General features: G+C 72.5%; 8 protein-coding genes. 6 read left to right on the top strand and 2 right to left on the bottom strand.

What is annotated here, in order from left to right; all coding sequences use genetic code 11:
- Window positions 1-58: 58 nt before the first annotated feature.
- Entirely contained in the window at window positions 59-1,168 is a 1,110-nt protein-coding gene (locus BM041_RS29960) for a trypsin-like serine peptidase (RefSeq protein WP_139226026.1), read from the top strand.
- A gap of 163 nt (window positions 1,169-1,331) precedes the next feature.
- On the opposite strand, the gene BM041_RS11255 is transcribed toward BM041_RS29960, so the two are convergent.
- Window positions 1,332-3,359: a YjbH domain-containing protein gene (locus BM041_RS11255; protein ID WP_245762035.1), complete on the bottom strand. Its 2,028-nt coding sequence runs from the start codon at window positions 3,357-3,359 to the stop codon at window positions 1,332-1,334.
- 262 nt (window positions 3,360-3,621) lie between these two features.
- Window positions 3,622-6,345, bottom strand: a complete 2,724-nt coding sequence (locus BM041_RS11250) for an SLBB domain-containing protein (protein WP_092959402.1) — start codon at window positions 6,343-6,345, stop codon at window positions 3,622-3,624.
- Window positions 6,346-6,458: 113 nt separating this feature from the next.
- On the opposite strand from BM041_RS11250, the gene BM041_RS11245 reads away from it, so the two are divergent.
- The 5 genes from BM041_RS11245 to BM041_RS11225 are packed head-to-tail and all read left to right on the top strand — an operon-like array spanning window position 6,459 to window position 12,376.
- On the top strand, window positions 6,459-8,219 hold the full coding sequence (locus BM041_RS11245) for a heparinase II/III domain-containing protein (protein ID WP_245762034.1): 1,761 nt from the start codon (window positions 6,459-6,461) through the stop codon (window positions 8,217-8,219).
- Complete coding sequence (locus BM041_RS11240; protein ID WP_092959398.1) at window positions 8,209-9,084, top strand: hypothetical protein; 876 nt, start codon at window positions 8,209-8,211, stop codon at window positions 9,082-9,084. Before BM041_RS11245 ends, BM041_RS11240 begins: the two co-directional genes overlap by 11 nt.
- Window positions 9,081-10,325 carry an O-antigen ligase family protein gene (locus BM041_RS31800; RefSeq protein WP_092959396.1) on the top strand — a complete coding sequence of 415 codons (1,245 nt, stop codon included), beginning with the start codon at window positions 9,081-9,083 and terminating at the stop codon, window positions 10,323-10,325. Before BM041_RS11240 ends, BM041_RS31800 begins: the two co-directional genes overlap by 4 nt.
- Window positions 10,318-11,151, top strand: a complete 834-nt coding sequence (locus tag BM041_RS11230) for a sugar transferase (protein WP_092959394.1) — start codon at window positions 10,318-10,320, stop codon at window positions 11,149-11,151. Before BM041_RS31800 ends, BM041_RS11230 begins: the two co-directional genes overlap by 8 nt.
- Before the next feature lie 34 nt (window positions 11,152-11,185).
- Window positions 11,186-12,376 (top strand): DegT/DnrJ/EryC1/StrS family aminotransferase, encoded by a 1,191-nt coding sequence (locus BM041_RS11225; protein WP_092959392.1) that lies wholly within the window; start codon window positions 11,186-11,188, stop codon window positions 12,374-12,376.
- The last annotated feature ends 1 nt before the right edge of the window (window position 12,377 follow it).

The raw sequence follows: 12,377 nt of genomic DNA, 5'->3' as shown, positions 1-12,377 counted from the left end.
TTTGCAAACCATTTGCCGCACCATCCATCTTGGATGACGCTGAAGGGAGGGGGCACAAATGGCCGCCATAGAAGATTCAGCTAATAAATTTGAACGAGAAAAATGGCTCAGCGAACAGGAATTTAAGAGGAGAGAACTTGCGATAAGCGAACGGGCGCAATCGCTATCGGAGCAAGATTTTTTGTTCAAAATAGAAGATGCTAAGCGCTCCCGGTGGGCAAGTCCATTAATTGTTGCAATTTTAGTTGCCGCAATAGCTGCGGTTGGTAACGCTGTTGTTGCCTTCATGAACGGACGACAGAGCGAAGCGCTTGAAAATACGAGAGCCGAGGCATCTCGCATCTTAGAAATGATCAAGACTGGAGACGCCGATAGGGCGGCAGCAAACCTTCGCTTTTTAGCTGAATCCGGCCTAATTGAGAATTCGGAGCGCCTAGACGCCATTCGGCGTTTCCTCGCGGAACGCGCTCCGGGCCAAGGTCCGTCGCTTCCATCGCCTTCCACGACGATTGGCTTGCAACCCACCAGAACACTTCCAGCATTCGACCCACTGCGTCCGTCTACGTTAGCGGTTGGAAGGCTTGAGATACCGATGGCATTCGGCGCTTCGGGAACGCGCAACGTGAATTGCACAGCATTCCGTGTAGCTGCCGATCTCGTTATCACTGCTTCGTACTGCTTGGGAAGAGATCAAACTAGCGAAAGGCGTATAGAATTTTTCCCTATTGCAGCAGACGGGTCAATCAGAGCAGGCATCCCGATCAAACTGCCACCTCGAGAAACAATTATGCTGCCTGGAACATTAGGCACATCCTCTGAAAATATAGGGATAACCGTTCTTCAAATGGACACCGTGAGCATGGTAGATGGCGGATGGCTAACCTTATCCGACGCACCACCCTTACTTGAACAACCTTTGGGTGCAATTGCATTCTTGAATTCACCCGATCAAATGCTCGCCCGGGACACGAGATGTAGGGTCTTTAGCGTAAGCCAAAGTCAGTTTGCTCACGGTTGTCAGCTTGGACCGGGAGCAGGAGGCGCGCCGATCCTAAATTCAGACGGAACTCGGGTTGTTGGCATCGAGTCGTGGGGCGGAGTTGACTTAGGTTGGGCGGTTCGCGCCGATCAGGTAGTCGCACGCAGCGAAATCTTACGACGCATCTAAAATTCAGCACGTAAGTAGTTATCACATCGCCTTGACCGTTATCCAAAAGCCACTTTGACGTTTCGGAATGCGCGATTGCTCTGTGAGTCTTATGTGGTACGCTTTAATCTACTCTGCGCCGAACTTTTTTTCGCATTAAATTAGTTATTTTCTAGCGATGAAGTCACCGCATGAACCCCCCGAACCCCTCCTCGAACCCCCGCGCCCGCCCCTCCCGCGTCACCTCCCACAGCGGGTTGTCCACCCCCAGCCGCGCCCCGCCATCCCGCGTCACGCCGCGGATCGTCAGCGGCGCCACCGTCCGCGTCTCGATCCCGAACAGGTCGAGCGGCACGCGCACATAGATCCCCCGGTCGAAGCTGCCCTCGCCGAAGGTCTTGAAGGGCACATCCGTCAGTGTCGCGAAGCCGCCGACCTCGATCCCGCTGCGGAAGCGGCGCCCGACCTCGACCGTCGCGCCCCAATCCCCCGCGAGGTACCGCCCCGCCCGCGCCACGCCATACATCCCGAACCAGGGCAAATCCCCGTAGACCGACACATGCCCGGTGGTGACGTTGTAGCCCTGCAGGCCGAAGCGCTGGTCGTAGTCCCGCTGCGCCACCTGCGCGACATCCACGCCCACCCCCCAGGCCCGGCCATGCGGCCGCCACAGCACTTCGGCGGAAACGCCCGCGAACATCGGCTCCAGATAGCCGCCCGTCACGCGGGCGAAGACATCCGGCCCGAGCCCCCAGATGCGCTCTCCATACAGCGCTGGCATCGCCGTCTCCCCTTCGCGGGCATACCGCGCCGCCTCGCTCCTCACCCCGGGCAGTCGGCTGTCGGAGGCCGGCGCATTGCCGAGATTGCCCGCCAGCGCCTGCGACAGACTGCCCGCGACGGCCAGGCCATGCCCGAATTCCGCCCGCGCCCCCACCACCGCCTGCGCCTGCCAGCGGAGGGTCCGGGACGGATCGCCGAACAGGGTCGAGAATCGCGGCTCCAACCCCCAGGAAAAGCCGCGCCCGCCATCGATCAACCCGAAATCATCGGCGCCCGCGGCTTCCAGCCGGCTGGCGTAGAAAACCTCCTCCGCGCTGCCATCGCCCCGCGCCGCGGCCTCCATGGCCGAACGCGGCAAGGTCAGCCGCGCCACCTCCACCCCCGCCTGGCGCCAGGAGAAGACGATGCGCTCCACCCCCGGCGGCAGATGCGGCTGCGCGGCCCGCAGCATCCGCCCGGCCGCCCGCGCCAGCGTCCGCTGCCGCCCGCCCGCCACCGCGATGCGCGCGACCTGGCCCTCGATCCGGATGCGCACGGGGCGGAAGCCGATGGCGCGCAGCGCCGCTGCGACAGCCGCCTCCGGATCCGCCGCCGGGGCCTCCGGCCGTGCGCCCATCGCCGGCGGCGGCGGGCGCTCCACCTTCGGCACGCGATCGGGGTCGAGCCGCGCGGACAGCCGCAGCAGCAGGTCCGTGCCGTGCACGAACTGCACCCCGGCATCCAGCCAGCCATTCGACCATTGCAGGCCGTAATTCACCCGGCTGGCGGCTTCCCCCCGCAACCCCGTGCTCCGCGCCGGCCAGCCGCCCCGCTCATCCCGCAGCGCATCGCCGGAAAGCTCGACCTTCGCGCGCAAGCCATCGACCTCGCCCCAGGGGCTCCAGACCGGCGGCAGCGAATACTCCAGCCCGCCGAACAGCGCGGCATTCGCGCCGCGGAAGAACTGGAAGGTGTTGATCGACCCGCCCTGGTCCACATCGCGCGGCCGCGCCTCGAACCGCGGGGACAAGGCCGCCAGCGGGTTCTGCCCATCCGCCGCGGTGCCCAGCCGGCCCCAGCCCAGCCCAACCGTCGCATCCAGCGGGCCGAAGCGCTTGGAGGCCACGACATACTCGCCGGAATAGAGCCCCGTGCCGATGAAGTCCTGCAACCCCACCGCCAGCGCCGGCCGCCAGTCGGTCTCCTCCCATAGCCTGACCTTCACATCGAAGGCGCGGTCATTGGTCATCCCCGCACCCGTCGTGCCATCCAGCCGCTCGGTCAGGCGGAACGTCGTCTCCAGCCAGGGCAGGGCCTGGAAGGACAGGAAATGGAAGCGCCGCTGGTGGCGCAGCGCCGTCCCCGCCTCCAGCACCCCATCAGGCCGGAAGCGCGCATTGCGCATCTCCAGCAACCCCACGCCGCCATAGTTGGACCCGGTCCCGGGCACCTCATCCGCGGCGCGGGTCGGCGCGGGCGCGATGAGGAGCGCTACGAGGGCTAGCAGCCAGGGGGCTCTGCCCCCTGGACCCCCGGCCGGGGGGCGTGACGCCCCCCGGACCCCGTCATCGGTTTTCAACGCCGGAAGGGAGGGGGGCACTTCGGCCCCCCTCCCTTCCGGCGTTGAACAGCATGTGGTCCAGGAGGCCGCTGCCTCCTGGTGGGGGGTCCAGGGGGGCAACGCCCCCCTGTCTTCCACCCGCGCCACGCCCTCAGCGCATCTCTCGCGCGATCACCGCGAGCGCGGCCGAGGAGATCGTGACCTGGCTCAGCACCTGGGTGAGGTCGCGGATGAAGCCCCAGGTCTCGAAGGGCGACGGGTCCTGCGGCACGACGACCAGGCTGCCGGGCGGCACGGGCGGCCCGCCCGCCTGCCAGCCGGAAAGCCCCGCGGGGGCCGATTGGCCGTTGGGGAAGACCACGAAGGCGCGGGAGGTATCGGCGAAGCGTTGCGGCCCGCCGGCGGCTCGGAGGTAGTCGCTGGCCCGCCAGCCCGACTGGAATTGCAGGCTGCCCGGGTTCAGCACGGCGCCGACGACGGTGACCTCGTTCGGTCGCTTGGGGATGACGATCAGGTCCCCCGGTTCCAGCAGCACGTCGAGTTCCGGCCGTGCCGCCAGCAGCACGGGGTTCGCTTCCACCACCATGCGTCCCGCCGCCTGAGCCTGGCGCAGCGCATTGGCCAGTTCCCGCCCGGCGCTGATGGCGTTGCCGACATCGACATTCTGCCCGCGCCCGCCCGCCACCGCCTGGCCGGCGGCGACCTGGATGAGCGAGGTCTCGAGGTCGCGTGCCGTGCGCGCGAAGCCTTCCTGCTGGCGCAGCCGCACGCTGTCCCGCGTGAAGACCGTGCCGTAGGCGTAGGCCTGCCCCGTCAGCCCGCCGGCGCGGGCCAGGAGTTCGGACAGGCGTTCGCCGCGGCGGATGTCGTAGACGCCGGGGCGCACCGCCTCCCCGGCCAGGGTCACCGGCCCCGTCTCCCGGTCCGTGAAGCTGCGCGGCACGCGGATGACGTCGCGCGGGGAAAGTCGGACGGCGCGGAAGTTACGGCTGCGCAGATCGAGCAGGGTGCGCGACAGCGGGATGGTCCCGGCCTGCTCGACCGGCTCCCGCGCCAGTTCGATGGCGGAGAGGTCCGCCCCATCCGTCACGCCCCCGGCCGCGGCCAGCAGCGCGTCCAGCCCCGTATTGTCCTGGATCGGAAACAGGCCGGGCTGCCGGACCTCGCCCGCCAGCAGCACGGCGGTATCCAGCAGGAAGGCGAGCAGCGGCGGATAGTCCCGGAAGACCTGCGGGCAGCCCGGCGCGCCGATATCGGGGAAGCCGGCGCCGCGGGCATGGGCGAAGCGCGCGGGCGCGCTGCGGGCGGCGATGGCAAGCTGCGTCAGCGCCGGGCAGCTGTCATCGGGCGGTGCCTCACCGCGCAAGGCGCGCTGCACGGGCGGGCTGGCCAGCCAGGCGATGTCGCTGTTGCCCAGCACGATCACCTCATCACCCTCCGCCAGCGGCAGGTTGCCCTGGCCCTGGAGCGTGCGGGACAGGTCGAAGGGCACGAACTGGCGCACCCGCGTCTGCGCATCCAGCCGCAGGATCACGGCCAGCCGCGGATAGGGATCGGGCCGCACCAGTCGCGGGTCGGACAGCAGCCCGTTGAGCGAGACGCCGCCGCGCCCGATCGCGCGCGTCACCGGCGCGGTGACATGGCCGGCGAGGCGCAGCTGGTTGGCAATCACATCGGCGCCGGGCTGCACCAGTACGCTGTCGCCCCGCCGCACCAGGTCCTGCGGGCGAAGCTCCGTGAAGCTCCGCCGCCCGCCGCCATCCGTGCCCTGCGACAGGAAGCGGTTGCCCGCCGGGCGCAGCGGATCGCCGGCCAGGCGCAGCGCGGCGGAGAGCGGCACGCCCGCGCTGCCGGCGGGCAGTTCGTAGATGCCGGGCCGCGTCACCTCCCCGGCCAAGGCCACCACGCCGCCCAGCGGCGGCACCACGATCCGTTCCCCTTCGCGCAGCGACAGATCGACGCTGCCGCGTTCGCCGGCGATGACGGCATAGAGGTCGACCACCCGGCTGCCACGCGGCCCCTCCACCCGGATGCCGCGGAGCGAGCCTGTCTTGCGCACGCCCCCGGCCTGCTGGAGCGCATCGAGCACGGAGGACAGCGCCGTCAGCGCCTGCATCCCGGGTCGCTGCACCTCGCCCCCCACGAAGATCGCGATCTGCCGGACCTGGCCGATCGCCAGGTAGGCCTCCGTCCCCGGCATGTCGCGGGCGATCCGCGCTTCCAGGTCCGCGCGCAGGTCGCGCAGCGTGCGGCCGGCGGCGGGAATCGGCGGCAGGTCGGGCGTTACCAGCGTGCCGTCCCGCAGCACGCGCAGGTTCAGCGTGGACCGCGTGCGGCCCCGCAGGGCCAGCACCAGCTCATCGTCCCGGCCGATGATGTAGTCGTCCGGCAGGGCGCCGAGCACGCCCGCGCCGCCCGGGCCGCTGCGGAAGCTGTCATAGCCGAACTGCCGCAGCGCCAGGCCCAGCCGTTCCGCGAAGAAGGCCTCCGTATGGGACAAGGGCTCCCCCAGCGATGCCGCGGGGGCCACCCCCGGCATGGCCGGCATGGCGGGAAAGGGGGAGGACGGCGTGGGCGCCGCGGGGGCGGGCAGCGGGCCCGGCGGGGGTCGGCCGCCGGCCGCGTCCAGGATCCGCTGCATGATCTCCTGCTGCGTGCCGGCCGGCAGGCTCGGCAGGGGCAGGCCGCCGGGCAGCAGGGAGGGCAGGGGCGGCGGCGACAGGGCAGAGCCTACCGCGGGCCCGGTGGCGGAACCGGGTGAGGATGAAATCGCCGGCGGGCCGGCTGGCTGGGCCCGGGCGACCGGCATCCAGGCCAGCAGCCCGGCCAGGACGGCTGAGACAAGTCTCAACTCAGGCGTTAATTGCGATGGCATGATTTACGACCCTGTGTAGCATAAACATTCCATTCATGCCGAACCAAGCCCCCTCTCACCCGGTTCTGGACGCCCGGGTTGCGTCGCCCGCCAGCCCCGCCCCGGACCGCCGGGTGAGGGCCTTGCTGCGCCTGGATGCCGCCTGGCGGCTCGGCCCGCGGCCGGTCGGCCTGTTCCTGTGGCATCGCGCGGCGATGGCGTTGGGGGTTCCGGCCGCGCGCCTGCGCAACCCGGCGGCGATCGCGGGCACGATTCTGCCGCGAACCGCGCCGCCCGCGCCGGCGCTGCCGGCGGGGGCGGCGGGGCGGCTGCTGCGGGCGGCGGCGACCCTGCCGGAGACGCCGGACTGGCACGGCCCCTTCGACGCTGCCGCCCCCGCCATCGGCATGGACCTGTTCCGCCCCGGCGATGTGCGCCCTGTCTGGGAACGGCATCGCTTCGCGGATGCGCTGCTTCTGGGGCAGGCGGCGCGGATCGACCCCGGCGGCGGCCATTTGGCGCGGGCGGAGGCCCTGCTGCGCGGCTGGGCCGCCGCCAACCCCGCCTTCCGCGGCCCGGCCTGGGCCTGCGGGCAGGAAGCGGCGCTGCGGGCACTGATGCTGTCCCTCATTCTCGCCCTGCTCGACGCGGATCGGGACCCGCCGGCGGGGGCGCGGGCGCTGCTCGGCCTCCTCGCCCGGCGAATCGCCGCGACCCCCGCCTATGCCGCGGCGCAGGACAACAATCATGCGATCTCGGAGCCCGCCGGCGCCTTCGCCTGCGCGCTGCTGCTGGGCGATGGGCGCGGCGCGGCGCGGTCGGCGCGGCGCCTGTCGGCCGCGATGGCGCGGCTGGTGGCGCCCGATGGCGGCTTCGCGCAGGTCTCGGCGGGCTATGCGCGGCTGGCGCTGGATACGCTCTCCGTCGCGGAATGGCTGCGCCGGCGCCACGGCGCCCCCGCCTTCCCCGCACCGCTCGCGGCCCGCGCCGCCGCGCTGGCGACCTGGCTGCACCGCGTGGTGGCGGAAGATGGCACCGGGCCTGCTCTGGGGGTGGAGGACGGGTCCGCGCTCGCGGACCTCGGCCTGCACGGCCCGGCGGATGCGCGCGGCAGCGTGGAGCGCGCCGCGCGGCTCTTCGCCGATGCCTCGGCCGGGGCGGACCCGGATGCCGGCTGCGCCTGGCTCGGCCTGCCCTGCCCAGCCGCGCGCCTGGATCGCCCCGCGCGCTGGGCGGCCGCCGGCAGCATGGGGTGGGACATGGGGGGCGCCACCGCCCTGCTGCGCACCGGGCCGCTGCGCTTCCGTCCCGCGCAGTCCGACCTGCTGCATCTCATCCTGCGGGATGGCAGCGCCACGGTGCTGCGCGATGGCGGGACCGGCTCCTACAATCCGCCCTCGCCCGGCTGGTGGGACGCCATCGCCGGTGCCGCGGCCCACAACGCGCCGGTCTTCGATGGGGAGGATCCGCTGCCCCGGGCGGGTCGCTTCCTGCTGGCGCGCTGGCCGCGCCTCGGCCCCCTGCCCGATGGCGCCTGGCGCCGCGATTCCAGGGGCAACCGCCATGAACGCCGCATCCGGGCGGGGGCGCGGTGCTGGATGGCGGAGGATCGCCTCGCCGGTCCGTTCCGGGGGGTGGCGCTGCACTGGCGGCTGGCGCCGGGGCCCTGGCGCCTGGCCGCCGATGGGGTGAGCGGCCCCGCCGCCATCCTCCGCATCACCGCCGACGCCCCCCTGTCCCTGCGCCTGGCGGAGGGCTGGGAAAGCCCCGCCTACGGGACCTTGTCCCCCGTGCCGGTGCTGGTCGTGACCGCCGCCGCGCCGGTTTCCCGCATCGTCACGGCGGTGACGCTGCCGCCGACCGGGCCGGAGGAGGGCGCGCCCGATGCCGCTTGACCGGCTGATCCGCCACATCATCGCGCTGCGCTGGCGCGTCGTGCTGCTGGCCGCGCTGATCCTGGGCGCGGGCGGCACCACCATCATCCAGTGGCCGCGGCAATACGTGGCGGAAGCGATGGTGGCGCCGGCCGAGACGACGGGCATCGCCACCTCCACCCTGCTCTCCTCGGCCTCCACCGTCTCCGGCCTGCTGGACACCAGGCCGACCGGCAACTTCGCCATCTATCTCGGCGCGCTGCGATCGCCGGAAGCCGCCGCCATGCTGGCGCGGGACACGCCCCTGCTGGCGCTGCTGACCGGGCACCGCGCTTCCGGGCCCGGCGGCGCGGTGCGGGCGGCGCTGGACCTGCGGATCGAGGCCGACCTGGACGATGCGCGCAACTGGCTGGAGCGCAACCTGGCGCTGACCCAGACGCTGGGCGCCCTGACCTGGTCCCTGGCGCTGCCGCATGAGGACCGGGATTTCGCGCTGGATGCGCTGGCCCGCCTGCACGCCTTCGCCGAGGCCAAGGTCCGCGCGGACCTGGAGGCACTGGCCCGCCGCCGCGTCGCCGCGCTGGAGGCCCGGCTGGCGCGGGAGCCCGACCTCTACATCCGGCAGTCGCTGTATGAGTTGCTGGCGCTGAACCAGCGCGCCGCCGTGGTGGTGGCGGCGGATGAGGCCGTGGCCGCGCGCCTCGTCTCCGCGCCGATGGTGGAGATCCGCCCCTCCCTCCCCAACCGGCCGCTGCTGCTGCTGCTGCTGCTGGTGATGGCGCCGATGGCGGCGGTGGGGCTGGTGGGGGCCGGCGTCCTGCTGCGGCAGGCCCCGCCCCGCGCGCGGCCGGCCCCCCGCGGGCTGCGCGCGGAGCCGGCGGAATGACAGCCTCCGCCCCCTTGGCCCCCGCCCCCTTGGCACCCGTCGCGCTGGCGGCCGGCAGCCTCGCCGCCATCCTGCAGATGGCGGGCGCGCTGAAGACGGCGCCGCCGCTGGCCGGCCTGCCGGTGGACCTGACCCTGGCCAGCCTGGCGCTGCTGCTGCCGGCGCTGGCGCTGCTGGCGGTGTCGCGGGCCTGGCGGGTGGACCGGGCCCTTGCGCTGCCGCTGGCGGCGGCGGGCCTGTTCTGGACCTGGCTGGTGGTGGCGGGGGCCTGGAGCCCGTCCTCCGCCGTGCTCTCGGCCAAGCTGCCGGAAGCGACGATCGCCGCGCCGCTGATGCTGGCCGCGGGGATGCTGGTGGGGGCGGAACCGGCTTCGCGCCGCGCTTTGTCCGCCACCACCATCGCCATCGGCGCCCTGCTGGCCGCCATCGTCGCCTGGGGGGTGTTGGGAGGCTGGGGCCTGGGCGCGCTGCTGGATCCCGAAGCGCAGCGCCTGCAATACCAGCTGGCCGGCCTCGCCATGGCGACGGCGGCGGCGCTGGCGGCCGTGAAGCTGGTGGAGGCCCCCTCCTGGCCCCGCCGCGCCGGCTGGGCGGCGCTGATCCTGGCGCTGGCGGCGGCGGCGCTGCTGCCGGGTGGGCGCACCGCGCTGGTCGCGCTGCTGCTGGGCGTGGCGCTGGCCCCGGCGATCCGCCTGCCCCGCGCGCGGGCCCTGGCCTGGGCCGCGATGGTGGCGGCCGCCGGGCTCGCCGGCCTGCTCTGGCTGCTGCTGCATCCCGACCATGCGGAGGGGCTGCGGACGCTGGAACGGCTGACCGGCGATGCCGCCGGGCTCGATGCGCGGCGCGGCCTCTGGACCGCGGCGCTGGACTGGGCGGGGCAGGCCGCGCCCCTCGGGCTCGGCACCGGGGGCTTCACCATCGCGGCCGGGCACGGGGAACGGCGCGGCCTCTACCCCCACAACCACATGCTGGAGGCGCTGGCGGAGGGCGGCTTGCCGGGCCTGCTGCTCTGGCTCGGCACCTTCGGCGGCGCGGCCTTCGCCATGCTGCGCCTGGCCCCGGCCGTGCCCCCGGCCCGGTTGGCCCGCATGGCCGCCATGGTGCTCCCGGTGGCGATGACCATCATGGTGTCCACCGACCTCGGCAACCGCATGGCCTGGTTCGCGCTCGGCCTCGCGCTCAGCCTCGGCCTGTCCGCCCGGGCTCTGAAGGCTGGGGCGCTGGAGACGGCGGATGCATGAGCGGTTCGGCAAGCGGGCGCTGGACGTGGCGGTGGCGGCGCTGCTGCTGGTGGTGCTGTCGCCGCTGATCGGGTTGGTCGCGCTGGCCGTGCGGCTGCGCCTCGGCAGCCCCGTGCTGTTCACCCAGACCCGCGCCGGGATGGGCGGCGCGCCCTTCCGGCTGCTGAAGTTCCGGTCAATGGCCCTGGGCGAGGGCCCGGATGCCGAAAGGCTGGATGGCTTCGGCCGCCGGCTGCGCGCCAGCGGCCTCGATGAACTGCCGCAATTGCTGAACATGCTGCGGGGGGAGATGAGCCTGGTCGGCCCGCGCCCGCTGCCGCTGGACTACCTTCCCCTCTATTCGCCCCGCCAGGCGCTGCGGCTGCGCGTCCGGCCCGGGCTGCTGGGCCCCGGCGTGGCGGCGGGGCGGAACGCGGTGCCCTGGGAGCGGCGGCTGGAACTGGACGCCGCCTATGCGGAGGCCCCCGCGCGGCTTTCCACCGACCTGGCGCTGGCCCTGCGGAGCCTGGGCGTCTGGCTGCTCGGCCAGGGCGCCACCGCGCCCGGCCATGCGACGATGCCGGCCCTCGGCTGTCCCCCCGTCACGGCGGCGCCGCGCGAGCTCCCCACCGCGGCGGAGCCGCGCGAGCCCCCCACCGCGGCGGAGCCGCGCAAGCCCCCCACCGCGGCGGAGCCGCGCAAGCCCCCCACCGCGGCGGAGCCGCGCAAGCCCCCCACCGCGGCGGAGCCGCGCAAGCCGGGTGGAGCGCCGATGGCTCCGGCTGCAATTGCTCGGGCTGATGCAGACAGCGCTTGCCTAATCGTTAACGGATCAATCAGGATGTGATACCGAGTCGTTGATTTTCAACTTATGGGTTCGCATGGCCACGCCCCAGCCCGCTCACGCCGGCGCGATCCTGCCCTTCCCCGCCCGGCCGCCCGCGCCACCCCTTCTGCTGTCTCCCCCGCATCTCGCGGGCGGGGAACTCGACCGGGTGCGGGAGACGATGGAGGCCGGGTGGCTGGCCCCCGCCGGACCCACCCCCGCGGCGTTCGAGGATGCGCTGGCCACGACCACCGGGATGCAGTCGGTGCTCGCCACCGCGTCCGGCACGGCCGCGCTGCATCTGGGCTACCGGGTGCTGGGCGTCGCGCCGGGGGATGAGGTCTGGGCGCCGGCCATGACCTTCGTCGCCAGCGTGGCGCCGGCGGTGCAGATGGGCGCGATCCCCCGCTTCCTCGATGTGGTGGAGACCGGCTGGACCATGGACCCCGGCCTGCTGGCGGAGGAATTGTCGAAGGCGGCGCGGCGCGGGCGGCTGCCGCGCGTGGTGGTGCCGGTCGATCTCTATGGCCAGTGCTGCGACCTCGATGCCATCGTCGCGGCCTGCGACCGCTGGGGCGTGCCGGTGATGTGCGACAGCGCCGCCGCCATGGGCGCCACGCAGCGCGGCGGGCGCCATGCCGGGCGCGGCGCCAGGCTGGCGGCCTATTCCTTCAACGGCAACAAGATCGTCACCGCGGGCGGCGGCGGCGCGCTGGCCGGCGACGATGCGGCGCTGCTGGCGCGGGCGCGGCAGCTGGCGGGCCAGGCCAAGGAAGCCTGGCCGCATTACGAGCATGAGACCACTGGCTATACCTACGGCCTTTCCTCCGTCCTGGCCGCGGTCGGGCTGGCGCAGCTTTCGGCGCTGCCGGCGCGCGTCGCGCGGCGGCGCGATGTCTTCGCGCGCTACGTGGCGGGGCTGGCGGATCTGCCGGGCACCGGCTTCATCGCCGAACCCGCCTGGGGCCGCGCCAATCGCTGGCTGACCGTGCTGCTGATAGACCCCGCCCCCTTCGGCGCGGACCGGGAGGTGGTGCGCCGGGTGCTGCAGGCCGCGGGCATCGAAAGCCGCCCGGCCTGGAAGCCGCTGCACCTGCAGCCCGCCTTCCGGGATGCGCCCCAGGCCGGTGGCGCCACCGCCGCCGCGCTGTTCGAACGCGGGCTCTGCCTGCCATCGGGCACCGGGATGTCGGATGCCGACCAGGCCCGGGTGATCGACCTGATCCGGTCCTGCGCCCGCAACTGAC

Origin of the sequence: Falsiroseomonas stagni DSM 19981 (genome assembly GCF_900114315.1) — a bacterium.
GTDB classification, from domain to species: domain Bacteria; phylum Pseudomonadota; class Alphaproteobacteria; order Acetobacterales; family Acetobacteraceae; genus Falsiroseomonas; species Falsiroseomonas stagni.
This window is presented reverse-complemented; position numbering and strand designations above follow the sequence as displayed.

Coding starts and splice junctions, on each gene's coding strand:
- BM041_RS29960 (WP_139226026.1), top strand. CDS start 59: ATGGCCGCCATAGAAGATTCAGCTAATAAATTTGAACGAGAAAAATGG.
- BM041_RS11250 (WP_092959402.1), bottom strand. CDS start 6,345: ATGCCATCGCAATTAACGCCTGAGTTGAGACTTGTCTCAGCCGTCCTG.
- BM041_RS11240 (WP_092959398.1), top strand. CDS start 8,209: ATGCCGCTTGACCGGCTGATCCGCCACATCATCGCGCTGCGCTGGCGC.
- BM041_RS31800 (WP_092959396.1), top strand. CDS start 9,081: ATGACAGCCTCCGCCCCCTTGGCCCCCGCCCCCTTGGCACCCGTCGCG.
- BM041_RS11230 (WP_092959394.1), top strand. CDS start 10,318: ATGCATGAGCGGTTCGGCAAGCGGGCGCTGGACGTGGCGGTGGCGGCG.
- BM041_RS11225 (WP_092959392.1), top strand. CDS start 11,186: ATGGCCACGCCCCAGCCCGCTCACGCCGGCGCGATCCTGCCCTTCCCC.